This is a genomic window from Rhizobium sp. YTUHZ045 (genome assembly GCF_051124255.1).
GTDB lineage: Bacteria > Pseudomonadota > Alphaproteobacteria > Rhizobiales > Rhizobiaceae > Rhizobium.
The window spans coordinates 949,135-973,748 of record NZ_CP101433.1 but is presented as its reverse complement, the minus strand read 5'-3'; the positions used below and the strand labels follow the sequence as shown (position 1 = coordinate 973,748).

20 protein-coding genes are annotated in these 24,614 nt (G+C 61.1%); 6 read left to right on the top strand and 14 right to left on the bottom strand.

Annotation, left to right across the window (positions count from 1 at the left end):
* The first annotated feature begins 49 nt into the window (after positions 1-49).
* A complete protein-coding gene (locus tag NMA58_RS26795; RefSeq protein ID WP_434713882.1) occupies positions 50-682 on the top strand; it encodes a TetR/AcrR family transcriptional regulator in 633 nt (210 codons plus the stop codon).
* Positions 683-794: 112 nt separating this feature from the next.
* Entirely contained in the window at positions 795-1,850 is a 1,056-nt protein-coding gene (locus NMA58_RS26790; protein ID WP_434713881.1) for a LacI family DNA-binding transcriptional regulator, read from the top strand.
* Here the strand turns inward: NMA58_RS26790 and NMA58_RS26785 are convergent.
* Both NMA58_RS26785 and NMA58_RS26780 read right to left on the bottom strand, forming a co-directional pair.
* Positions 1,843-2,379 carry a DUF4269 domain-containing protein gene (locus NMA58_RS26785; protein ID WP_434713880.1) on the bottom strand — a complete coding sequence of 179 codons (537 nt, stop codon included), beginning with the start codon at positions 2,377-2,379 and terminating at the stop codon, positions 1,843-1,845. The genes NMA58_RS26790 and NMA58_RS26785 overlap by 8 nt on opposite strands.
* 63 nt (positions 2,380-2,442) lie before the next feature.
* The gene (locus NMA58_RS26780; protein WP_434713879.1) at positions 2,443-3,516 is read right to left on the bottom strand and encodes a LysR family transcriptional regulator; all 1,074 of its coding nucleotides are present in this window, start codon (positions 3,514-3,516) and stop codon (positions 2,443-2,445) included.
* Here NMA58_RS26780 and NMA58_RS26775 point away from each other — a divergent pair.
* On the top strand, positions 3,445-4,290 hold the full coding sequence (locus NMA58_RS26775; RefSeq protein WP_434713878.1) for an SDR family oxidoreductase: 846 nt from the start codon (positions 3,445-3,447) through the stop codon (positions 4,288-4,290). The two genes, NMA58_RS26780 and NMA58_RS26775, sit on opposite strands and share 72 nt — an antisense overlap.
* A 90-nt stretch (positions 4,291-4,380) precedes the next feature.
* Here NMA58_RS26775 and NMA58_RS26770 read toward each other — a convergent pair whose 3' ends face one another.
* A complete protein-coding gene (locus NMA58_RS26770; protein WP_434714414.1) occupies positions 4,381-5,409 on the bottom strand; it encodes an AraC family transcriptional regulator in 1,029 nt (342 codons plus the stop codon).
* A 168-nt stretch (positions 5,410-5,577) separates the two neighbouring features.
* Between NMA58_RS26770 and NMA58_RS26765 the strand changes: the two genes are divergently transcribed.
* On the top strand, positions 5,578-6,729 hold the full coding sequence (locus NMA58_RS26765; protein ID WP_434713877.1) for an ROK family transcriptional regulator: 1,152 nt from the start codon (positions 5,578-5,580) through the stop codon (positions 6,727-6,729).
* A gap of 267 nt (positions 6,730-6,996) precedes the next feature.
* Here the strand turns inward: NMA58_RS26765 and NMA58_RS26760 are convergent, their stop codons facing one another.
* Genes NMA58_RS26760 through NMA58_RS26735 form a run of 6 tightly spaced genes read right to left on the bottom strand, consistent with a single transcriptional unit; the run spans position 6,997 to position 15,130 of the window.
* Positions 6,997-8,043, bottom strand: a complete 1,047-nt coding sequence (locus NMA58_RS26760) for a carbohydrate ABC transporter permease (protein WP_434713876.1) — start codon at positions 8,041-8,043, stop codon at positions 6,997-6,999.
* A 1-nt stretch (position 8,044) separates the two neighbouring features.
* A complete protein-coding gene (locus NMA58_RS26755; protein WP_434713875.1) occupies positions 8,045-9,040 on the bottom strand; it encodes a carbohydrate ABC transporter permease in 996 nt (331 codons plus the stop codon).
* Between the two features lies 1 nt (position 9,041).
* Positions 9,042-10,148: an ABC transporter ATP-binding protein gene (locus NMA58_RS26750; protein WP_430957366.1), complete on the bottom strand. Its 1,107-nt coding sequence runs from the start codon at positions 10,146-10,148 to the stop codon at positions 9,042-9,044.
* Positions 10,136-11,500: a glycoside hydrolase family 28 protein gene (locus NMA58_RS26745; RefSeq protein ID WP_434713874.1), complete on the bottom strand. Its 1,365-nt coding sequence runs from the start codon at positions 11,498-11,500 to the stop codon at positions 10,136-10,138. The genes NMA58_RS26750 and NMA58_RS26745 overlap by 13 nt, the downstream gene beginning before the upstream one ends.
* Positions 11,497-12,591: a glycoside hydrolase family 88/105 protein gene (locus NMA58_RS26740; RefSeq protein WP_434713873.1), complete on the bottom strand. Its 1,095-nt coding sequence runs from the start codon at positions 12,589-12,591 to the stop codon at positions 11,497-11,499. The genes NMA58_RS26745 and NMA58_RS26740 overlap by 4 nt, the downstream gene beginning before the upstream one ends.
* Before the next feature lie 16 nt (positions 12,592-12,607).
* Positions 12,608-15,130, bottom strand: a complete 2,523-nt coding sequence (locus NMA58_RS26735) for a hypothetical protein (protein WP_434713872.1) — start codon at positions 15,128-15,130, stop codon at positions 12,608-12,610.
* Between the two features lie 191 nt (positions 15,131-15,321).
* On the opposite strand from NMA58_RS26735, the gene NMA58_RS26730 reads away from it, so the two are divergent.
* Entirely contained in the window at positions 15,322-16,605 is a 1,284-nt protein-coding gene (locus NMA58_RS26730; protein ID WP_434713871.1) for an ABC transporter substrate-binding protein, read from the top strand.
* Positions 16,606-16,902: 297 nt separating this feature from the next.
* Entirely contained in the window at positions 16,903-18,165 is a 1,263-nt protein-coding gene (locus tag NMA58_RS26725; protein WP_430957362.1) for a DUF3422 domain-containing protein, read from the top strand.
* 69 nt (positions 18,166-18,234) lie between these two features.
* On the opposite strand, the gene NMA58_RS26720 is transcribed toward NMA58_RS26725, so the two are convergent.
* The 5 genes from NMA58_RS26720 to NMA58_RS26700 all read right to left on the bottom strand — a co-directional run bounded on the left by NMA58_RS26720 (position 18,235) and on the right by NMA58_RS26700 (position 24,602).
* Positions 18,235-20,379, bottom strand: coding sequence for a methyl-accepting chemotaxis protein (locus NMA58_RS26720; protein ID WP_434713870.1), 2,145 nt, complete (start codon positions 20,377-20,379; stop codon positions 18,235-18,237).
* A gap of 16 nt (positions 20,380-20,395) precedes the next feature.
* Positions 20,396-21,325 carry a substrate-binding domain-containing protein gene (locus tag NMA58_RS26715; protein WP_434713869.1) on the bottom strand — a complete coding sequence of 310 codons (930 nt, stop codon included), beginning with the start codon at positions 21,323-21,325 and terminating at the stop codon, positions 20,396-20,398.
* Positions 21,326-21,524: 199 nt separating this feature from the next.
* Entirely contained in the window at positions 21,525-22,415 is an 891-nt protein-coding gene (locus NMA58_RS26710) for a carbohydrate ABC transporter permease (RefSeq protein WP_434713868.1), read from the bottom strand.
* Positions 22,405-23,331 carry a carbohydrate ABC transporter permease gene (locus NMA58_RS26705; RefSeq protein ID WP_430957600.1) on the bottom strand — a complete coding sequence of 309 codons (927 nt, stop codon included), beginning with the start codon at positions 23,329-23,331 and terminating at the stop codon, positions 22,405-22,407. The genes NMA58_RS26710 and NMA58_RS26705 overlap by 11 nt, the downstream gene beginning before the upstream one ends.
* 50 nt (positions 23,332-23,381) lie before the next feature.
* Positions 23,382-24,602 (bottom strand): ABC transporter substrate-binding protein, encoded by a 1,221-nt coding sequence (locus NMA58_RS26700; protein WP_434713867.1) that lies wholly within the window; start codon positions 24,600-24,602, stop codon positions 23,382-23,384.
* Positions 24,603-24,614 lie beyond the last annotated feature (12 nt).

Below are 24,614 nucleotides of genomic sequence, written 5' to 3'. Positions count from 1 at the left end.
ACTTTTGCACAGGAACGATTGCGCAAAAAACGAGGGAGGCGAGGCACGCATGGCAGCTCAGAAGAAACTCACACGCGCGGAACAGAAGGCGCTGCGACCCATCCAGATCCTGGATGCTGCATTCGAGGAATTCGTCAGAAACGGGTTCACCGGCGCCCGCGTCGACGACATCGCAGACAGGGTCGGCGTCACCAAGGGGACGGTCTACGTTTACTTCGAGACGAAGGAAAAGCTGTTCGAAGCCATGATCAGTCACTTCTCCGTCCCCTTTCAGGAACTGCTTGAAATCACCGCCCGCCTCAGCGGCAGCGCCACTAACAGGCTGATGTCCATTCTCGGTCTGCTTTACGACCAAATCGCGGAGGATCGTACAACCCGCGAATTGACGCGTCTGGTCATTTCCGAAGGACAGCGCTTCCCCGACCTGATCGATCGCCATCATGATGAATTCATAGCGCCGATTATCGCCAGGATCGACGCTCTCATCCTGGAAGGTGTTGCGTTGGGGGAATTTCGCGAAATTCCTGTCGAATTCTCCGACCTCGTGGTCGCGCCGATTCTGACGACGACGGTTCTGCGGCTGATATTCGATGATCGCCGCGTGCCGACGCCCAACAAGGACGCCTTCATGCGGGCTTATTTCGACCTGCTGTTCAACGGGCTGCTTGCCGATCGCCGCTGATTGCGAATGACGAAAATATCGACGCAAGCACATAGCTTTTCGAAAGTCTCTATGTGAAAACATCGAGTTAGCTTATGCTTCGAAGGTACGATCTGAATTCCTGGCGGAAAAAGTGGAACGCAAAGTCAATCTCAAAGATGTCGCACGCGATGCCGACGTGTCGCTGAGCACGGCCTCGCACGCCCTGAACGGAACTGCGCCGCTCACGATCGAGGTGCGGGAAAGAGTGCTGGATTCGGCAAAACGGCTCGGTTATCTCGACCGCCGCAGAAAGAAGGCGACGATTGCCGCCTTGCACGTTCTGCTTCTCGCCATTCCTCGCGATGCCGCGCCGGAGAGCGATCTCAACCTGGTGAGCTGGACGATTCTCAACGGTCTTCGCAGGGAATGCGAGCGTCGCGGCATCCGCATCGTACCCTATGTCAGCAGCGGCCGGCGCATCGACGGCGCCGAGGTCAGGCAGATCGCGATAGCAGAACGCGCTGACGGCATCGTGGTGCTGAACGATGATCAGCCCGAACTCATCCGCAGCCTCGCCTCGGCTAACATGCCCGTCGTCATCGTCAACGGCGAGGATCCCGCCATGCTGGTCGATACTGTGACGCCTGAAAACCGCTTCGGCGCACGGCTCGGCATCGAGCACCTCATGGCGCTCGGCCACCGCCGCATCCTGCATCTGACCTGGAAGGGCCGCACGACCATCCAGCGCCGGTATGACGGTTTTTCCGATGCCTATTTGGCCGCACAGCTTCCGGTGCCGAAGGACATGATCATCGAGGCCGAGGGATATGAGCCCCGGCATGGCGAAGCGGCCATCAACGCGCTGCTCCATCGCGACCCCACGCTGAAAGGCGCCACCGCCGTCTTCTGCGCGGCCGACAATCTGGCGCTCGGCTGCCTGAAGGCATTGGCCGATGGCGAGATACGCGTGCCCGACGCAATATCTGTGCTCGGCTTCGACGACATCGTTCCCGGCGAGTTCAGCCGCCCGCCGCTGTCCACCGTGAGCGTGCCGACCGACCGTCTCGGGGCGGCAGCGCTCGCGCTCATCGAACAGCGGCTGATCGCCAACGATCCGCAACGGCCGGCCCATCGCCTCGAACTCGGCTGCCATCTCGTCCTGCGGGGCAGCATCGCACCGCCTTCGTGTGCGGCACCCGTCAGGTAATGCAGAAACCGCGGCCTGTCAGCAATGCATCCAGCGCGTCGTCGTCATATGCCTCGAGAACGAGCAAGGCGTCATAAGGACTGCCTGTGAGACCGAGAATCCTTGCAAAAGCCGGCTCCGTTTTCTCACCCTGTCGCTTTGCGTCGCGAACCGCATCCCGCAGTGAAGGGCCGCCCCGTTCGATCAGCCGTTTTTCGATCCGGAAATGACGCACGGCCTTCTGCTGCGCGAGGGGCAACGGATTTCCGAAGATCTCGAACTCCCAGCCGGCTGCCTTGAACCGCGCCACAACAGAACGCTCGCCCGAAATCCATTGCCAGAGCGCGAAATCATCCATCATCGCGAAGGCGTGCCAGAGGGTCAGAGAAAAGCTGACGCTATCCCCGACGCAACAGATCACATCGATATCACTGCCTTCGACAGCGATATCGAGTGGCGGCGTTCCGGCAATAGTCCATGGCCATCCCGACAGCGCCGTGCTCACTCCGACTGCTTCGACAGCTGCGGCAAAATCAGCTCGCTCTGGCATGATCGTTTATTCCCGATATTCTTGGCAATGCTAACCCGAGAGAGAAAGCCAATCCTCGCGAATTCATTCTTCGCCGCCGGATCGCCGCCCTTCGAGGATATGACGGATGAAGGCTCGAAGACCGGCTGAAGGCAACTTTCGGTTGGGATAATAGAGGGAGAGACCAGGATATGGAGGCGTCCATCCGCTCAGCAGCTGGATAAGCCGGCCCAACTTAAGCTCCTCCTCGACTGATCGGAGAGGCACATAAGCAATTCCCGCCCCTCTGCGGGCAGCAGCAAGGGCGAGATCGCTGCTGCCCGCTATAAGTCTTCCGCTCACCTGAACGCGCACGATCTCTCCGTCCTTCTCCAACTCCCAATCAATCAGCCTGCCACTCGGCATCCGTGCCCGTATACATTCCTGCTTCAGTAAATCCCCCGGCGTCGACGGCTCTTGCCGATTGGCAAGATAGTCAGGCGAAGCGACGAGTACAAAGGCCTCTGTCATTCCGAGCGATATCGCGATCATATCTCGCGGTATCGTTTCCGGCAGGCGCAGACCGGCATCGAAGCCCTCCGCAACGATGTCTACGAGGCGCCCGTCGGTAACCAGATCGATTTTCATGTCGGGGTATTTGGCGAGGTAATCGAGCACGAGCGGAAGGATCCGTTCCGCTCCACCTTCCGAGGTATTCAGCCGTAAAAGGCCGGTGGGCGTGCTGCGAAGATGCTCGACCGTGGCAAGCGCTTCATCGATGTCCGCCAAGGCCGGGCGGACCCGATTCAGAAAGGCGGACCCAGCTTCAGTGAGGGAAACGCTTCTCGTCGTACGATTGAACAGGCGAATTCCTACGCGGCGCTCGACGCTGGCGATCTGATGGCTGAGCGAGGAGACGGAAATACCCATCTCTCGAGCGGCTCCTCTAAAACTGCCAGCTGCGTCAACCAGCGAAACCGCCTTCAGATCCGCGAGCGAAAGACCAGCCATTGTCCAAAAACCTTCAACAACCTGTCCCGGAATATCCGTCTTACCTGGCAGATTGTCATCATCTAAGTCAACAGAGCAAAAGAAAGGAATGCTCCAATGCCTAAAACCGTTCTCATTACTGGTTGCTCCTCCGGCTTCGGAGAGGCCTGTGTCAAGCGCTTCGCACAAGCCGGCTGGAACGTTGTCGCCACCATGCGGCGTCCGGAAGTTGATCCCGGGTTGGCCTCGCTGCCGGGCGTGATGGTGATCAGGCTTGATGTCCAGGATGACTCAAGCATCGAAGATGCGGTTCGCTCAGCCATAGCCAAATTCGGCACCCTCGATGTCGTCGTCAACAATGCTGGCTTTGGCCTGTTCGGGATCTTTGAAGCAACATCCCGTGAAAAAATCTGCGAACAGTTCGACGTGAACCTCTTCGGCGTCATGAACGTCGTGCGGGCAACCCTTCCCCATTTTCGTCAGAAAAGGAGCGGGCTTTTCATTAATGTCAGCTCGGGGGCGGGCGTCTTCGGCTTGCCCATGATTTCGCTTTACAACGCTTCCAAGTTCGCACTGGAAGGCTTTTCTGAATCGCTTTCATACGAGCTCGCCGCCCTCGGGATCGGGGTAAAGATCATCGAGCCCGGTGGTGTTTTGGACACCCGTTTCACCAGCCGCAGCGGCACCGAGCTTTCCCAGATATCTACCCCGTCGGAATATGCCAATTTCGTGACAGCCACCGGCAAGATCTTCGACGGCCTTCGTCACGCCAGGGGCGCGGCCACGAGCGAGGGAGTTGCTGAGGTTATCTTCACAGCCGCAACAGACGGCAAGGAGCAATTGCGCTATGTGGCGACGGACGATATCAGACCCCTGATTGCAAAGCGCCGGGAGAGTTCCGAGGAAGAATATATGGCTTTCATGCGTGAGCGCATGTCACCGAACCTGAAAAGCATCCCTTAATGTTGGACGGGCGAAGCGGCCGTTGGCAGCGGAAGGTTACGCGCTGCACCTCCGGCAGGTCTGGCCGCCCCGCTTTCTCGGAAGCTCCCATCAGCGCAATCGCTCAGCCCGTAACCGCGTATCCCTCGGACTTTCACCAAAAGTGCTGCGGTAGATGATGGAGAACCTGCCGGCGTGCGCAAAACCCCATATCGCGCAGATTTCGCGGACGGATTGCTGGTTTGTTGGATCCCGCAGCTGCTCGCGGGCCGCCTGCAGCCGGATCGTGCGAAGATAGCCGGCCGGTGAGGTTCCCCTGAACGCCTTGAAGCCCGTTTGCAGCGCCCGAAGCGAAACGCCGACGCCATCGGCAACCATCGTCATAGTGATAGGTTCCGCGATATTGGCATGCATGTAGTCGATAGCGCGTCGGACATGCCAAGGTGCAATCAACGATACTTTCTTTTTTTCCAGATGATCGGAAAACCGATGCCGGCCAAATCGGATCACGAGGTGAGCAAGAGTTTCGCTCATCGCGGCTGCGGCAAGAGGCGAAGATAGCAACGGACCGGCGCCGCGCATCCCCTGCACGATCGTCTGGAGCAGATTGCCGATGAGTTGGCCTGACTGCGTCGCGCGATCCAGAATCGGGTCGAGATCGAACGACTCCGAGAGGGGCTTTTCCACCAGCGAGGCGAGCACCCTTTTCACAACCTTCCAGTCCAGAAAAAGGGCGTCCGAGCGGTGCGGTCCTCCCTGGACAACACGATCGCCGACTTCGTGATTGTTGGCCATGAGAAAGTAACCGGCGCCGCTTTCGACCGTTCTCTTTCCCATCGACAGTCGAAAAGAGCCTATGTGCGGCATGAAAAACGCGAGATGCTGCGGAGACTCATCAAGCGTCCGGATCGTCCAGGGACTCTGATAGACCGAATGAAGCACCGTGAGCGCCTCGGTCCTTCTCAGATCCGCGGCCCAAGCGAAGTTTCGGTCATCCTTCAACGGCTGTGCGCCGAAAACGCCGTAACCAGCCGTAAAGGCCTGAACCATTGATTCGAAGCTGGTGCCTCCATGCGTGGGCTCGAATCCGTAACCCCGATGCTCGGCAATTGCCATTTTCTCCCGTCTTAACGCATCCATGCCGCTCGGTTCTTTTCTTCTGCCGCCTGACATCATCGCGACTGGTCTGGCCAATCTTGATGGGTTAAGCAGGACCGGCAAAACCACGGATGATTTCGTTGCCCCGCAGAAGCAAAGCGTCCCCTCCACCTGCTTCACACCTACAGTGTAAATCAATATGTTTGGAAAATGAAGTACGCTCCGCTGGACCACGTTGCCCCACATTTCCTGCGAGACACAGAGCCCGCGAGAGTAGCCTCCCGTAACGAACGGGACCTTTTGCGGTTGATCTGGAAGTCGCCCGGCATCGAGCGCTCCAGTCTGACCGATCCACTCGATCTCACCCAGCAATCGCTGCACAGAATCGTCGGCCGGCTTCATGATCGGGGAATGGTCGTTTTTTCCCAATCGGAAAACCGGCGCGCCGGTCCACCAAGTCCGGAGCTGACACTGCGAAGGGAGTGGTGTCTGACGCTCGGCATCTCCATCAACGTCGGAACGATTGGTCTTTGCCTCATGGGTTTCGGCGAACCGTTGGACAATATGGAAATTCCCCAGGCCGGCTCGTCGCTATCCCTGGAAATGGAGCGGATCGAAGTAGCCGTCGAACAGATCCTCGCCCGGCGCGGCGCCAAGCGGCGCGACATCCTCGGCGTCGGTCTCGCAGTCTCCGGCCATCGCATGCTGGATACGGCTTTCAATTGTCCCCTGCCGCTCGCCCATTGGTCGCTGATCGACCTGGCGCCATTGCTTGGGGAGCGGCTTGGCCTGCCGGTCTGGGCGGACAATGTCGCCAGGACTGCGGCCTTGGCGGAAGCAATTTTCGGCGTCGGGCGTGACGTTGCCGATTTTGCCTATATCGCCCACCTTCATGGCTATGGCGGCGGCCTTGTCTCCGGCGGCGTGCCGTTTCGCGGCAGTTTCGGAAATGCCGGCGAAATCTCCGTTCTTTTCGGGCGTCACGACTACGATGATCGCCCCGCTCTCAACCAGCTGCTCGAGCATCTTCGCAGCAAGGGGCGCGGCGGCCTGACCCTGAAGGATCTGAAGAACGAAAATATGGTGGAGTGGGATGGTGTCGAGGAATGGATCGACCGCGTCACTCCGGCCCACAATCGAGCCGTCAATGCGATCTGCGCGATCTTCGACCCGGCATTGATCGTGCTTGGCGGCGAGCTTCCACATTCACTTGCGAGAATGCTGATCGAACGGACCGAGTTCAATAATCTGCCTCGGCATGGCGCCTTGCGCGACGTTCCGGGGCTGGCCGTGGCGAAGATCATCGATGCCCCCGGCGCGATCGGCGCGGCCTTGATCCCGCTCTTCGAAACCGTTTTGTGATGGTGGCTCAGCTAATCAAGCTCGCGCGGCCTCCCCTATGGAGCAGTTCAGCTTTTCATGGAAGCGCTGAACCGCTCTAAGTCTTTTTTTACGCAATTCCCCACGGAACCCGCTTCACACTTTTCCTGGAATTGCTCTAAACGGACTGAAGCGCACCGCAGGACCAGATGCGGTGCGCTTCAGCCGGCGCGATGAGATGGGAAGGCAGTCTTCGATGCTTGGGAGGTTTCCTCATCTCGACCCCAATCGGGGCGCGCCAGGATTCATTCATTTCATTCCCGTACCGGCAATGCCTGTGGTGATGTATTTCTGCAGGAACAGGAAGACGACGGTGACGGGCAACAGGCTGAGGAACGTCATCGCCAGGATATAGTGCCACTGCACCGAGAACTCTCCCTGGAAGGCGTTGAGACCGACCTGCAGGGTGAAATTCTCACGGCTGTTGAGGACGATGAGCGGCCAGAGGAAATCGTTCCAGCGCCAGAGCACGGAAAAGATCGCCAGCACCGCAAGCGCCGGCGCCGTCAGCGGCAGGATGATCCGCCAAAAGATGCAGAATTCGCTCGCCGCATCGACGCGCGCCGCCTCGATCAGCTCGTCCGGTATGGTCAGCATGTATTGCCGCAGCAGGAAAACGGCCGTCGGCGAGGCGACGGTCGGCAGGATGACACCCCAGAGGTTATCGGCGAGCCCGACCCCGACGATGACGAGATAGGCGGGAACCATGACGACGGCAAGCGGGATCATCAGCGTTGAGATGATGATGACGAACACAGTCGTATCGCCCCGAAACTTGTATTTCGACAGCGCAAAGGCAGCCATGGCGTTGACGATAAGCGTCAGCAGCGTGGCAACCACAGTGACGAAGACCGAGTTCTTCAGGAAGGTCAGGAAGTTGAAGCGCGTCAGCGGATCGGTGAAGTTCTCGGTGGCAACGGTCAGATGCTGCACCGGCGTGATTCCCTTCACGTCAACGCTGACCGGTTGTCCCGGATTTGCAGGATCGACCATCTGGGCCTTGAGACCGATGCGCCTGATCATGGCCATTTCACGCTGCTGGCCGTCAATCGTGACGTTCCAAAGGCTGAGCGGCTTGTCGAATCCGGGCACGGTCTGCTCCACGGCGGCCCGCGGAAGCAGCGACGGCGGAAAGCGGGTGATCTCGGCCGCCGGCTTCAGTGAGGAGAGGCCTGCCCAGACGACGGGGATGAGCACGGCGAGTGTTCCGCCAATCAGCCAGACCCATGACAAAATATCGGTGATATCGATGCGTCCGGCCCGGCGTGTGCGTGAGAGAAAACTGATCGGGTTCATCTCAGGACTCCATTCGTTTGCCCAAGCGCAGCTGTATGAGGGTGAGAACCAGAAGCACCAGCCCCATGAGAACCGATGCGGCCGACGCAAGCCCGAAGAGACGGAGATCGCTGCCGAAAGCCATCTGGTAGATATATTGGACGATGAAGCTGTTGGCCGTGCCCGGACCGCCGCCATTGGTCAGAACCCAGGCTTCGTCAAAGATCTGCACCGACTTGATCATCAGAAGGATGAATACAACAAGCAGGTTCGGGGCAAGAAGCGGAAGCGTGATCCTGAACAGTGTGCGGCGCGGCGAAGCGGCATCGATCGACGCGGCCTCGTAAAGATCTTTCGGGATCGCCTGGAGGCCGGCGAGCAGAATCAGCGTGTAAAAGCCCATATGGAACCAGACCGACACGACCACAACGAAAAGGCGCGACCAGCCGACATCAAGCAGGAAGATCTCAGGGGGAACGCCAAGCATCTGAAAGAAGGCGTTCAGCAGGCCGTTGCGATCTAGGAACCACTTCCAGATCAGGCCGATGACGACGGGAGACAGTAGAACCGGATAGAAGAACATCGCCCGGAAGAAGCCACGCGCGAAGATCGCCCGGTTGAGGATCAGCGCCGTGATCAGCGCCACCAGCAATGTGGCGACGACGTTGAAGGCCACGAACCAAAGTGTGTTCCACACCGCCGTCCAGAACAGCGATTCTTGGCAGGTTCCTGGCTGGAGATAATTGCCGCAGGAAAGCAGGGTGCGGAAGTTGTCGAGACCGACGAACGGCCGGTCGGAGACGAAGAGATTAGTGCCGCCCGTGAAGGCGTAGCCGATCGCGATCGCGATGGGAAGGAAGGTGAAGATGGCGAACAGGATGAGGTTCGGCGCCAGGAACAGCCATGGCATCCGCTTGCGGCCGAACAGACGCTCGATCGCATTCATCGGCGCCTCGACCACCCTCATCGCCGTTTCGCCTGTCTGAGACAGCAATGTACCGGCTGTGAGTTCTGCCATGTCAGCGCCTCCCCTGCCCGGACCGCCTGCCAAAGGCCAGGCCGCTTTCGGGATCGAACAGATGAACGCGGGCTGGATCGGCATCGATCATGATCCGGTCGCCCGAAACCGGCGCGAAATGGCCGGCTTCATGGATGATGATCTGATCGTCTTGCCCGGCGAGGTTGCCATAGACATAGGTCTCGGTCCCGAGCCCCTCATGATACTGCACGACGAATGGCAGGCCCCGCTCGCTGGAGCGGGAGAAATGCGCGGGCCGGATACCGGCAACAACCGACTGACCGACCGCAATGCCGGCGGGATCGACATTGCTGACGATCGTGCCGCCGTTGCCGACATCGACGACGACGCCGCTTTCGCCGACGCCCGAGACCTTGCCCTTGATGATGTTCATGCGCGGCGAACCGAGGAATCCGGCGACGAAGAGGTTGCGCGGATGATCGAAGAGCTCCAGCGGTGCGCCGACCTGCTCGACCCGACCGGCGCGCAAAACGACGATCTTGTCGGCCATGGTCATCGCCTCGACCTGGTCGTGGGTGACGTAGATCATCGTCGTCTTGATGTCGCGATGGAGCTTGGTGATCTCGGCCCGGGTCTGGACACGCAGCGCCGCATCGAGGTTCGACAACGGCTCGTCGAAGAGGAAAATGTCGGGCTCGCGTACGATCGCCCGGCCGATCGCCACACGCTGGCGCTGGCCGCCGGAAAGCTGCTTCGGACGCCGGTCGAGATAGGGTTCGATCGCCAGCATCCTGGCCGCCTCGGCAATGCGCGCCTCGATTTCTGCCCGCTTGAACTTCAGATTTTCCAGGCCGAAAGCCAGATTCTTGCGTACGCTCATATGCGGATAGAGCGCATAGGACTGGAAGACCATCGCGATTTTACGCTCGGCCGGTGACAGCGCGCTGACGTCGCGTCCACCGATCGCGATTGCGCCCGAGGTCACCTCCTCAAGGCCCGCAATGACCCGCAAAAGGGTTGACTTGCCGCAGCCCGACGGACCGACGAAGACGACGAATTCGCCGTCCTTGATGTCGAGTTCGACGTCATGCAGGATTTTGACAGCGCCATACGACTTGTTGACGGTGGAAAGTTTCAGTTCTGCCATGCCCCACTCCCATCAGATGCCGTCGTTTCCATGACGACGTCGATTGCGTTCCAGCCTTGCGGCAGCGGTGCAGGCCTCGTAATCCGCACCTCGTTCATCAATATGCCGGCGACATCGGCCACGTAGACGGCCGGCATTCCGCCGGGATAGTCCTGCAGGCCGATCACCCGTCCGTCCGAACCTCGGGTCCAGGCATTGGCACGCCCGCCGCCATCCGCCTTCGGCGCGAGGTCGGCATTCGTCGGGCGCAGGTCGTAGGTCCGCCCCGTGCCGAGCTCTCCGGGCTGCTGATCGACGGCGATACGGGCCAGCGACACGTTCCGGATGCCTGACGGCGCGGCCGCAATGATGGTGATCGCCCCTTCCATACGGCCGGTCACATCTTCGACGATGAGATTTTCGACGGCGCCCGCGGGGCGTTCGGCGATACGGTCGACGACATTGACGGTCAGCGCCTCCCCCGAGCCCCAGAAACCATCCGGCGTTTCACGGCACTCTACCGAGATTCTGGAAAACCTCACATTCGAGATCCTGCCGCCGTCGCGGGAAAATATGCCGAGCGCCCGGTTGGAAGACGCGACGCTGCAATCCTCGAACAGGATATTGGTGACATCGCCATGTGTTTCCGTGCCGATCTTCAGCGCGCAGCTCAAGCTCTGAACGGAGCAGCGGCGCACGACAATGTTCTCGCACCGGCCAATGGCCACACCTTCAGGACCGATGCTCGTCTTCAGGCATATGCCGTCGTCGGCCGTCGATATGTTGCAGTCCTCGATGACGGCGCCGCGGCAGGCGTCGAGCACGATGCCATCCGTATTGGGAAGGCGGCGGTCGTTTTCGATGGTGACGCAGCGGACCGCGACATCGGTGCAGTCGACAAAATGCAGCGTCCACATCGGCGAGCGGCTGATGGTGACGGAACTGATCTCGACATCGTCGCAGCCTTCAAAGACGACGACGCGAGGACGGAATTCGGCCGGGATGAAGGTTCCGACCGTCTCGTCGTCTCCTGTGATGAAACTTTCGCAGCCGGCTTCGATGCGCCCTTCCCCCGTCAGGCTGATCCGCCGCGCTTCCCTCGCCACGATCATGCCGCGATCCGACTTCTCGGCGATCACCGAAACCGTCGTATGCGCGTAAGCGGCATAATCGGGAATGGGACGCAGGATCGCGCCGGCGGTCAGATGCAGATCGACGCCGGAGCGCAGCTGAAGCCCCCGGCAGAGGTGGATGCCCGCCAGGAGCTCCAGGCGTCCGCCGCCGGAAGCAGAAAGGCCGTCGATCGCCGCCTGCAGACGGTCGGTGTTGTCGCTGTCGAGCGCCTCAATCGCGACAAGGGAGGGAGCGCTCATTGGCGGCGGCCGTTCTCAATCAGAACTTCGGTCAGCAGCAGCATGGTCAGCGCTTGGCCGTAAGGCGTCGGCAGGTTCGGGATGCGCCGATAGAAATCGAGATCATGGCCCATCGGCGTGCCATCGGAAACACCGTGGACGACGCCTTCGTCGTCGATCTGCGCCATCACGGCTTTGAGCGCGCGCTCCGCATGGACCCTGTCGCTCTCGTCGAGAATGCCGGCATCGATAGCGCGCAACATGCCGTAGGCGATGCCAGCCGTTGCCGAGGTTTCGAACGGCGAGGACGGATCGTCCAGAAGCGTCGTGAACATGCCGTCCGGCCGCTGGTATGCCTTCAAGGAGCGCACCTGGCTGACAAGGACATTCGACAGGAAACGCCGGTCCTTCTCGCCGAGCGTCGGGACGAGGTCGAAGAGTTCGGGAATGGCAACGGTGATCCAGGCATTGCCGCGTGCCCAGAAGGCGTTGGCGAAGTTGTGGCGGCCGTTGAAGGTCCAGCCGTGATACCAGAGGCCGCTCACCGGATCGGAGAGATAGCGCGTGTGGAGCACGAACTGATAGACGGCCTCGTCGATCCAGTCTTTGCGCTCGCAGAGCACCCCGGCCTGGGCAAGGAAGAGGCAGGCCATGAACAGCGTATCGTCCCACAATTCGCCGTCGTTGACGCGCTCCTTGCAGACATGCTGAAAGCCGCCGTCCTCGGTCTTCGGCAGTTCCTTGATCAGCCAGCCGGCCCAGTCTTCGACGAGGGCGCGAAAATCCGGGCGGTCAACATGCTGGACGAGGATTGCCAGCGGCAGCATCGGCGCCGTGCTGTTGATCTGGCGCGGCGGAATGCCGCGTTCGATCTGGGCGCTGTACCAAGTGACGAGCTCCTGCAGCGCCTTCTGGTCGTTGGCGGAAATCGCACGCCGCAGGAATCCGTAAAGGCCGACGCCGACTTCCCAGTCCCATTCGTCGAACTGGATGCCGGAGGCGGCATTGTCCGTCACGAGACCTTCCTTGATGCCCCTGAGCCGGCTGAAAGCCGTCGCCACGCGATCGATCGTCGTCAGGAGGGCGGCGTTGTCGACAGATGCTGTGTTCATGCTGGAGACCTATGTTTTAGCAGTAAAACGGCCCGTCAGTGCCGGCTTGGAATGCGGCGCTGTCGTGGGTGAGGATCGGATGCGGCTGTTCATGCGTGAACGGCCGGGGCTGACCGGCGATCGAAAAACCGTCGGCATAGGAAAGAGCGATCGCCGGGGCGCCCGGCGGCGTCAGGGAAAGGCGCCGAAGCGTCGGATCGAAGGACACCGCCGTCTGGCACAGGCGCTCTATGAAGGCTTTGAAAGCATCGTCATTGCCGGATGCTACGATGGCCGCCCAACCGCAGAGCGATCCATGCGAGCGCGCCTCGCGGCCGGCGGTCGGGCCGTCCGTGATCAGCTCCAGGCCGTTCGAGGCCCAGAGAGCGGCAAATCCCCTGCCCGACCGGGCGATCAGCCATTTGTCTTCGACAATCAGATCGTCGAGCCCGTCGCGGCCAATATAGGCGTGCGTCCAGGCATGCCGCGCGTCGCCCGTGTCCTCGATCAAAAGGGCGACGTCGCGATGCTGGGCAACACGCGGCAGGATGCCGTTGCCGGCCCAATAGGACGGCCGTTGATTGCCCCACGGATCGTCTTCGCCGGGATGGTTGACCCAGAGCCTCGCCATCGGATGACCGGCGAGCCGGACATCCAGTACGTGCTGCTGATGCCCCTTTCGGCCAGTCTTGTGATCGACGACAGTCGAAAGCTGCGCGGCCTCGCTCTTGAAGAGCACGAGCTTTCCGCTCTCCAGCCCCTGACTGTAGCGGGCCTCGACGCTTCTTCCTCGCGAAAGCGAAGCAAGCTCGGCGAGATCGGCCGGCGGTTCATAACCGCCGGCGCAGAACATGGTGAGCGCCGCCACGCCATTGTTGAGCCAGCCCGTGCCGAAGGCGACCTGGGCGAAAGGCGCAAGCTCGGTCAGCGGGCCGGCGCGCAGTTCCTTGTCGTAGGCGCGCCCCTGCGACCCCGCCGGGACACCGGCAAGCGTATGAAGAGCGATCATGCGGAAGATGAGATCGATCTGGCCGCGGGCCCGGCCGGCGATTCCGCTTTCGGCCCAGCGCTCCAGCGCCAGCAGGCCAATGAAATCGATCGGGTAATAGGCGGCCGAGTTCCACTCGGCCAGACCATGGGCCTCGACGCTGTCGAACCAGCGCCCGAGGCGCTCCACGGCGAGTTCCGCCTGCTGCCGTCCCGTCCGCCCCGAGGCCGAGAACAGCTCGTCGGGCAGGAGAAGTCCGGCCAGAAGCTGGCTGGTATGAAAGCAGAGCACATGGTTCTCGCTCCAGAACCACATCGCGTCATTGCCTGGCTCGTCGACCCAGTAGCGATAGGAGAGAACGGAGTGACGGATGCGCTCGACCGTGGCCTTGGGCATGCGGTCACCATAGGCGCCGAGCAGCCACAGGAGCGGCACCATGATGAAATCCGAGCAATCCTCGCGCGCATCGATGGAGGCGAGCGTCGCATCGATAATGCGGTCGAAGCTCTCCCGGTCGTCGTAGCCGGTTTCCATCATGGCGATCAGGCGGCCGGCGCGGTTGGCGCCGAAGCGGGCGCTGTATTCCAGCGCCTGCCGCTTGCGGGCGGCAAGCGATGCCTCTGCCGGCAATGGCGAAATGCTGCCCATGAAGGCGGCATCGATGACGCGGGTGACCGAGCCCGGCCCGGAGCCGATCGTCATGTGGATGCCGTGATAACCGTCGGCAATGGTGCAGACATCGTCCGCCGTCAGCCGATTCTGGCCGGCATGCAGGGTCAGTTTTGCATGAGCGAGAATCGGGCGCTCATGACCATGGCCGACCACTTTTAGCTCCACCGGCAGGTCGCGCTCCGGCGCCGTATCGAAGATGATCTCCAGCGGCTCTCTGACGAAGACGTCGCGGGCCGGGCGCACGCCGCGCGAAAGTGCTTCCAGCTCCCGCACCTCATCCTGATCGAGCGATACAGGCAGCAGTACGCAGAGCGGCTCCTTGTCCAGCATTTCGAGTTCGAAGAACCAGGTCGTGTCTCGTTCGGCAAGATCTTCGGTATGGACGAGAATCTCGTTGTCGCCTGCTTGGAGCGGCAAACTTATCTCGGTTGCGCTCTCGACGTTGCGCTTGAAGGGTTCGAAGCGCACCGCCTCTTGGCCGTTGACCCAAATGCGCACGCCGCCGCAGGTCTTGAGCGCGAGGTTGAGCGTGCGCGGGGTGTCCGTCGTGAAGGTGCCCTTCAGCCATTTCCTGACATGCGTCGGCACATGCCAGAAGCTGGTGAACTCGACGCGGCGATTCGAGCCGGGAAGATAGAGGCTTTCGGTCGGCCAAGCTGTGTCGGGCATGAGCTCGCGTCCGACCATGGTCGACCAGAAGGCCTTGCGGCAAGGCAGGTCGCCGACGTCGACGAAGCCGTTGATGAAACGATAGTTGACGCGGTCTTCGGCAGGCGCCGGCTCGCCGGGAAAATAGCTGGCAATGAGGCCGGAAACCGCCCACGCGGTGATCGTCTGGCCCTCGGCCACGCTGTAGGCGGGCGCCATGCCGTCCGGTTGCTTGATGCATTCCGCGTTCACAGACTGCCTCCTCCGCAATCATATGAAAATTTTTTCACTGGTTACTTCGTGAGCATCATTTTCGGAAAATGCTCAAAAACCTCGCTATCGCCGCAGGAAATAGCTTGACGAGACGAAAGTCAAGTATATGAAATTGTCATATCGATGGCCGAGGCCGCGATTGATGAAAATGTTTTCATGGGAGGATGAAAATGAAAACGTGTCTATCAGGGGCTTTCGCACTGGCGTTGGCGACCGTTTCCCTCGCTTGGTCCAGCACTGCCATGGCGGAAACCAAGACGATCACCTTCTTGTTCACCGACGACGACCAGGCTTACGTCGAGCGGATGGAAGCGCTGAGCAAGGAATTCGAAACGGCGCATCCCGACGTCAAGGTCAACTTCGTCTCTTCAGGCTATGACGCGGTCGCCAAGCAGCTGCCGGTACAGCTTGCCGTCGGCGAGGGTCCTGACATCGCCAAGATCACCGATTGGCAGCTTGCGCCCTATTATCTCGACATGCACCCCTACATGAAGGATCCGGACGGCTTCGCCAAGCTGCACGGCGATAGCCTGAACACGCTTCGTTTCCCAGGCGTCAACGATCCGAACTCGATCAACGGCTATATTGCCTCGCAGACCTTCAACCTGCCCTTCGTCAACAAGACGCTCTTCGAACAGGCAAACGAACCGCTTCCGAAGCCGACCGCCACGCTGAAGGAGATCGTCGAGGCCTCCGCCCGCGTCGCCAAGGCGACCGGCGCCCAGATCCCCTTCACGATGGACCGCTCGGGCCATCGCTTCTCGGGTGCTGCCTTCTCCTACGGCGCGAACTACGTCAAGGACGGCAAGTTCTTCTTCCCCGACGATGCGGCCAAGCGCTACATCACGGACCTCTACAACTGGACGAAGGACGGCTCCTTCCCGAAGGAAATGTGGGGTGCGGCCGGCGGAACCCAGTACAAAAACATGGGCGACGAGTTCGTCAACGGCAATGTCGTGACCTATATCGCCGGCAACTGGATGGTCAATCCGTTCCAGAAGAAGATCGCCGACTCCTTCGACTGGACCGCCATCAGCGCGCCTTGCGGCGATGCCGGCTGCTACGCAATGCCGGGCGGCACCGCGATCGTCGGCTTCAAGCGCACCAAATATCCCGAAGCCGTGGCCGCGTTTATCGAGTTCCTCGGCTCTGAAAAGGTCCAGCGCGAGATCGCCGAAAATTACGTCATCCTGACCGGCGCCGATATCACGGACCCGCAATACAAGCTCGAGAGCAAGAATGCCAAGGACGCCATGGCCGTCTTCCTCGGAAGCCGCAACAGCGTGCCGCAGGCGGCCCGTGACCTCGAACGTCTCAAGGGATCCTCTGCCGTGTACCAGCTGATCGTCCAGCGGATGAGCCAGCTGATCGTCGGCGAACTTTCCCTCGACGACACCTTCAAGGCCATGAGCGCCGACGTCGACAAGATCAACGGCGCGCTTGCCGCCAAGTAATCTGATCACGCCTTCCCGCAGAATGTGCGCACGCATCAGCCACGGCCTCGCAACGGGCCGTGGCTGATCCATTTCGCCGCTGCTCAGCTTTTCGAAAGCCTCATTGCCCTCGGGCCTGCTCTGATTCAGGGCAAGCCGGTGCGGCAGATTCGCGCTGATAGACAGGACGGTTCCGCGGCGTCGTGACACGAGCTTTGCGAGAGGCTATAGGCGTTATCGGCTGGCGGGCTCGCCGGTGTCAGGCTCAACTTACGAACGTCGACCAACCGGCGGTCCAGTCCATTGAGGTGCCTCTCCATGCCACTCGGCTCCGAGCATCCGCTGCGAAGAGAACTTCACAATGAGCTCCATGCGCGCCCGTCGCTTTACTTCGACGGCGACACCGACGTCTGGCACATCGCCATCGTCGGCGACAATGCCCCTCCACCGTTCCCGGCTTCGCTGCCGGGACTGGAAGATGTCACCACCACCCGAGAGGGCAACCACGGCATCGGCCGTGTCGGCGACGGCCGGCTGAAATGGGAAGCTCATACCGAATTCCTGACCTTGACCTTCGTCGTGCCGGCGTCGGCAGAACCGGGCAGTCAGCCACCGGAAGCCTTTCAGGCGTGCTGCCGCCAGATCGACGGCAAGACCATAGCGGCCGTGCGCGTGCTGGTGCGCGACGAAAAAGACGGGCCTCCCCTCGAAAAACCGAAGCTCGACTATGTCGCCTCAAGGGTCGGCGGCGGCGATGCGGAGGTGCACTCGAACTTCCGTCTGACGGACAGCGGCTTCGTGGAATTCCTGTTCTTCAACCGCAATCTCAATGCCTATCGCACCGGCCGCATGGTCAGGCGTTTCCTGGAGATCGAAACATATCGGATGATGGCGCTGCTTGCCATGCCGATGGCACGCGAGACTGTCTCGAAGCTTTCCACCTTCGACCAGCGCCTCGACCTCCTGATCAGCCATATGCAGAGTGCGGTTAAAGTCGACAAGGCGCTGCTTTCCGAGGTGACCAGGCTCTCCTCTGATGTGCTCAATTTCTCGGCGCTTGCCCGCCACCGCTTCGGCGCGACAAAAGCCTATGCCGAAATCGTCGCGAGCAGGCTGTCGGAGCTTCGCGAAGAACGTGCCGAGCAGCGCCAGAGGATCGGCACATTTATCGACCGCCGGTTTCAACCAGCCGTCCGCTCGGTTCGTGCCGCCGAGCGCCGCCTCGACGAACTCGCCGAACGCGTTAGCCTCGCCGGCGACCTCCTGAGAACGACCGTGCAGGTCCAGCTCGAAGATCAGAACGCGTCGCTGCTGACCTCGATGGAAGAGCGGGCGCGCATTCAGGTTCATATCCAGCAGGCTGTCGAAGGCTTCTCCGTCATCGCCATCACCTATTATACCGTCGGCCTGGCGAAGATCTGTCTCGAAAGCATTTCCGAACTGGGTGTCGATCCGCATATTGCGAAACTCGCCGTTCTCGGAGCCATCCCGCTCGTGCTTTTTGCCGTCTGGACTGCAATTCGCCACGTCCGCCGAAGCATCGCCGGCGCCCCACAAGCTCCGGCATCCGGAAGCCACTGACGCGATCTTACACGCGCGTTCATCGCCGCCGTTCTCACAGCGGCGATGTTTGCCTGCGTCAAACAGCACTTATGACGCTATTGCGTAGTGCTGATGGACCGATGCTAGGCCACTGCCCGTCTTGAAGCGCCGCAGCAGTTCGGCGAGGCTTTCTGTCTCGTGCGTCAGGCTCTGGGCGGCGGCCGTGGTTTCTTCGACCATCGCCGCGTTCTGCTGCGTCACCTTGTCCATCTGGTCGCCGGCAGCCGAGACTTCGCGCAGGCTCGTCGCCTGCTCGCGGGCGGCGACGGCGATTTCAGCGACAGTCGCATTCATCGCGGAGACCTGCTCGACAATCTGCTCCAAGGAGAGACCGGATTCGCCGACCAACTCGACGCCCGTCTTGACCTGCGCCGAGGAGGTGGAAATCAGTTCCTTGATCTCCCTGGCCGCATTGGCCGAGCGTTGGGCAAGCTCGCGGACTTCCTGCGCGACGACGGCAAAACCCTTGCCCGCTTCACCGGCGCGGGCCGCTTCGACGCCGGCATTCAGCGCCAGGAGGTTGGTCTGGAAGGCGATTTCGTCGATGACGCTGATGATGTTGCCGATCTTTGACGACGAGTTCTGGATTTCCGTCATTGCGGCGATGGCTCGGGAGACGATCTCGCCGCCCTTTTCAGCATTGGTGCGGGCCGTCGCCACGGCCGCCTGGGCGCGGCTTGCGCCCTCGGCCGTTCCGTTGACGCCGCGGGTGACGTCACCGAGGGCCGCGACGGTCTCTTCCAGCGAGGCGGCCTGCTGTTCGGTTCGGCGGGCAAGATCGTTGGAAGCAGTGGAGATTTCGGCAAGGCCGGAGCGGATGGTGGTGACCGCGCGGATGACCGAGTCGACCGCTTCTTCAAGGCTGGCCACCGAGCTGTTGAAGTGATCACGGATCCGGACGTAGCGATGGTCGACTTCGCCGACGCGGACCGAGAGATCGCCCTTCGAGAGTGCATCAAGCCCAATCGAAATCTGGCGGAAGGCGTGTTCCATCACCTGCGCATCGCTGAGACGCTCGGCTTCCTGGCGCAGCCGCTCTTCTTCGGCCGCCAGACGCGCCCGCTCGGCATTGGCTTCGGCGATCAGCTTGGCGCGGCCGGTCTCCTGGAACACTTTCAGCGAACGCGCCATGGCGCCGAGTTCGTGCCGGTGCTCGACGCCCGTGATCACGATGGCATCGTCGCCGCGGGCAAGCTGTTCCATGGACTGTGCCATGCCGCGCACCGCCGAGGAAATCAGGCGACCGACGAAATAGGAGAGCACGAGGCCGATGACGATCAACAGGCCGCTGATGACAAGCGTCGTGCTGGTGGCCGAGGCCACCGTCGCTTCGACCGAGCCGTCGAGATTCTTCTGCGCGCCGGTCACGGTCGCCTGCAGATCCTTGAACTCGCCTGCGATCTTCGGCGCCAAAACGTTGAGCTGCGTCTGGCGGATATTGCCAGAGGTCTGCAGCACCTCCTTCATGTCGCCGAGGCGCGCGGTGTAATTCTGCATGAGCTGGCCGGCGCCCATCAAACGCTTCTTCTGCAGCTCGTTCTTGGCGGCCTTGGCGGCGGCGTCGTTCAGCGCCACGGCTTGGGCGAGCGCTGCCTGCGCCATGTCATAGGCGGCAAAATCGTTGGAGTGGACGAAGCGCTCGGAGAAATAGAGGCTGCGGTTCAGAGCCTCCAGCGTTTCTGCCGTCATGTGCAGCAGGGCGACGTCGTTCTGGCGCCAGGCGCTGCGCATGACGTCGTTGAGCGCGACACTCGTCCAGGGGCCGAATTCGGTGACCTTGGAGATCAGCAGGTCGCGCCGGGCCTGAAGGGTGACGATCTGTTCGAAGGCCTTTCCGTAGGCAGCGATATCCTGACGGATCATCGCAAGACCGGACTGCAGCTCCTTGTTGCCGGCGAAACGCGGATCGTCAGCCTCGAAGGCCTTCTCGCCGGCGCGGAAATTGTCGACGACAGCCTGCGTCGGCGTGGAGCGGAAGGCTTCCGCCGACATCTGGATCTGGTGCAGCTGATCGCTGTAATCCGAGATGGCGAGGCTCTGCCCCGCCGTGGCGCGATAGGAGGAGAAAATGGCGGCAAGGCCGTTCATCCCCGAGATCGCGCTGACGGTCAGCAGGCTCATCAGCAGGATCAACGGCACGAAGCCGGAAGTGATCTGCGCGCGAATGCCGAATTTATTCCAGAAATGCAACATTATAGGCCTCTTATGCTCACTGGCTCTTCGGCAGGTATTTGGAGATGTTCTCAGGTGTGACGAGTTCGAAGGGAACGTTGTTTTCGCGCGGCACCTTCTCCTTGTTGACGAGCTTCACGGCGGCGTCGACCGCCGCGGCACCCTGCCCGACAGCGCTCTGGAGAATGGTGACATCGAGATCGCCTGATACCATCGCGGCAAGCGCATCGTCGGTCGCGTCGACGCCGGCGACGACGACATCCTTCATCGGCATGCCGGCCTTCTTCATGGCGCGGATCGCGCCGAGCGCCATCTCGTCATTGTTGGCGATAACGGCGTCGAACTTGACGCCGGCCGCAAGCCACTCCTGCATCTGCTGGTCGGCATTATCGCGCGACCAGTAGGCAGCCTGCCGCTCGACGATCTCCAGGCCCTTGCAGCCGGGCGTGGCGATGACATCCGAGATATCCTGCGTTCGGGCGCGGGCCGCGGCGTGGAAAGGCTCGCCCATCAGCACGACGACGCGGCCCTTGCCCTTGAGCAGCGCGCAAACCTGCTTCGTCTCCAGCGTTCCGGATTCCTTTTCGTTGGAGGCGACCACGACCTGATTTTCGGGAAGATCGAGCAGGTTCGAAGGAACGTTGTTGATGTAAACAAGCGGAATGCCCGCATCCGCCGCCATCTTGGTCATCTGCGGCCCGAGATCGCCATCGGAGACCGCCAGGATGATGGCGTCGACCTTGTCGGCGATGAGCTTCTGAACCTGCTTCTTCTGCAGCTCGTTGTCGCCCTTGGCGTTCTCGGTAACCAGCTTGAGGCCGGAGACCGTCTGCCCGTGGGCGACGACGCCATTGAGAAGCGCCGTCCTGAATTTGTCGAGATCGGACATTGAAACGCCGATCGTCTGAGCGTTGGCAACAGAGACCGACATCGCCAAGGCGATGGATGCAAGCGTGGCCGTTTTCATGAATTCCCCTGCGCAATTCGGATAGAAGCGCGTTATTTCAAATTTTGGTTAAATTTTACTTTTCGCGCCGGAGCTAGAAGTATCGGCGGGGACGTGATCTTGCCGTGGCGACAGCCCCTTCTTCGACTCCGGCCGCCTGGACTTGAGACGCGCCGCGGCAAACTTGACACCGACACCTCAAGCCTTTGTTTTATTACCGTTATCTTCCACCGAAGCCGGAGCCGACGCTGATGCCCTTGTAGATTACCCTCTGCAGCACGATGGCGAGGATTACCCCCGGCACCATGGAGATGGTGGCGCCCGCCATAATGTAGTTCCAGGCGGTGCCCTGCTGCGTCTGAAACAGTGTGAGCCCGAGCGGCAGCGTGGCCTTTTCGAGCCCACTGGTGGCGATCAGCGGCCACAGAAAGCTTTTCCACTGCGCGATGAAAGTAAAGAGCGACAGCAGGCCGATCGCCGGCATGGCGAGCGGAACGATGACCCTGACCAGGATGCGCAGGCGCGAGGCCCCGTCCATCATCGCCGCCTCGTCGAGATCCTTGGGAATGCCGAGGATGAACTGCCGCAGCAGGAAGGTGCCGAAGGAAGAGAAGGCGACCGGCAGGATCATGCCGTGATAGGTGTTGATCCAGCCGAGCTTGCTGACCAGAAGGAAGAGCGGGATGACCAGCATCACCTGCGGGATCATCAGTGTGCTGAGATAGGTGAGCAGCAGTCCCTCACGGCCGGGGAACCGCAGCCTGGCGAAAGCATAGGCCGACAGGCAGGAGACCACGATGACGATCGCGGTTACGCCGCAGGCAACGACGAAGGAGTTCAGCAGGAAGGTGCCGAAGGGCAGCGACACCAGCGCCTCGACGAAATTGCCCCACTGGTATTCCTCGGGAAGAATGCGAACCGGCACAGCCAGCACTTCGGTGTTGGAGCGAACCGCATTCGACACCATCCAGAAGAAGGGAAAGAGGAAGAGCAGCGCGATCAGCGACAATGCAGCGTAGCTGACGAAGGTGCCGATCCCCCGCATAATGCGGTACCCGTTCCGGGACTGGGAATGCGGATGCGGATGCCGTGAGGCCGGGTCAGTCGTCATAATGCACCCATTTGCGCTGCATGTGGAACTGCAGGATGGTGAGCGCCATGATCATGACGAACATCACCCAGGCGAGCGCCGACGCGTAACCCATCTGGAAATTGGTGAAGCCCTTCTGGTAGATGGCGAAGCCGAGGGTCGCCGTCGCCGAGCCAGGGCCGCCACGCGTCATGGCGAAGATCTCGTCGAAGACCTGCAGCGAGGTAATGGCCGTCATGACGGTGGCGAAGAAGACCGTCGGTGAGATGAGCGGCAGGCGGATGCGCCAGAAGCGCCGCCAGGGACCGGCGCCGTCGATCATCGCCGCTTCGAGATAGTGCTTCGGCACCAGGTCGAGCGCGGCGTTGAACATCACGACGTTGTAGCCGACATTGGCCCAGAGCGTGACGAGCACGACCGCCTGCATGGCCCAGCTCGAACTCAGCAGGAAATTGGGCAGCCCGAGGCCGAGCGAGCGGATGACGCTGTCGGCGAGCCCGTCCGGCGTGAAGATCAGCAGCCAGACCACGGAGGCTGCGATCGTCGGGGTAAAGGTCGGCAGGAAGAAGATCACCCGAAAGATCGCTTTGCCGCGCTTGAGGCTCGATATCCAGACCGCGAGCGTCAGCGAAACGATGATATTCACGGCCAGATACTCGACAGCGAAGAACAGCGTGTTGCGCAATATGGTATAGAAGGCCGGATCGACGGTGAAGAGCTTGATGTAATTCTGAAAGCCGACGAAGGACGGAGTCGAGATCAGCTGCCAGTTGGTGAAGGAGAGCGCCAGCGACGCAACGATCGGCAGGGCCATGAAGATCATGAAGCCGAGGAAACTCGGCAGCAGGAACAGCATGGCCGTCTGCGTCTCGGGCTTCAGGAAGCGCCTGGACTGACCGGGCTGCAGGGCAATTTCGGCAATGGCGCTTTCCGACATCTCTTCCTCCATGCACGGCAGCTCCTGCCGCCACGCTCTAGCGGCACGCTCTATTGCTGCGCGAGGCTCTGGATGGTTTCCATTGTCTGCTTGGCGTCGGCGCTGCCGCCGAAGGCGGGCGGGAAATACTGGTTGAAGAGATTTTCGACCGCAGCCCAGTTGTTGGTGATGACATAGGGCACCGAATGCGCCAGCGAATAATCCAGCGCCTCGCCCCCATTGGTGATGTCCTTGGCAGCCACCTTGTACCAGGAGGATTGCGAGGCCGTACGCGCCGGCAGAGCGCGGCCCTGCTCGGCGAGATACTGCAATGCTTCCGGGCTGGTCAGCACCTGGATCGCCTTCCAGGCCGCGTCCTTGTTCTTGCTCGTCGTGGCAATGCCGAAACCGGAGCCCGCCGTGACGGCCGTAAGCTCTCCGTCTGCGCGCGGCAGCGTGGTGGAACCAACCTTGAACTTGACCTTGTCCTTCATGCCGATGATCGACCACGGACCGTCGACATACATGGCGACATTGCCTGAATAGAAGCGGCCCTGGATGACCGTGCCGGCATCGGCGCTCGACGGCACCAGCGGCGCGATCTTGTCCTTGGCGGCAAAGCCGATCACCCTCTCGGCAGCGACAATGGCGCTCGGATTGGTAAGATCGAGCTCGCCGGCATCGTTGACGTATTTATCGCCCCAGGCCGAGGCCAGCACCGAATAGTTCTGCGGGGTGATGCCGAAGCCATACTGGCCGTCTTTCGTCAGCTTCTTGGCGGCATCAGTAAACTCGGCGAGCGTCCAGCCCGGCTTCGGTAAAGGAATACCGGCAGCTTGGAGCGCGTCCTGGTTATAATAGATGACCCACGGACCGACGTCATAGGGCAGGCCGTAGAGCTGCCTGTCGACGGACATGCCGCCGATGATCGAGGGGGTGAAGGCCCCAACGTCGAACTTGTCGGCCGCGATCCGGTCATTCAGTGGTTCGAGCAGCGAATAGAAATTCGGCATACGCAGCGACTGCATCGAAACTATGTCGGCGAGCTGGCCCGACGCCGCCAGCACCGGCAGCCGCGTCCAGTAGTCGACCCAGCCCGTCGTCGTCAGCGTCACCTTGATATCGGGATATTTGGCGGTCACCATGTCGGCCAGGTGCTGCCAGCCTTTGGTGTCGGCGTCGGATCCGGTCCACATCTGCCAAGTCAGAGTGACCTGTTCGGCCGAGGCGGATGTGACAAAGAGGCTGCCGCCAATCGCGGCAAGCAAAAGCGTTTTCTTCAGAACCTTCATGGGTTTCTCCTC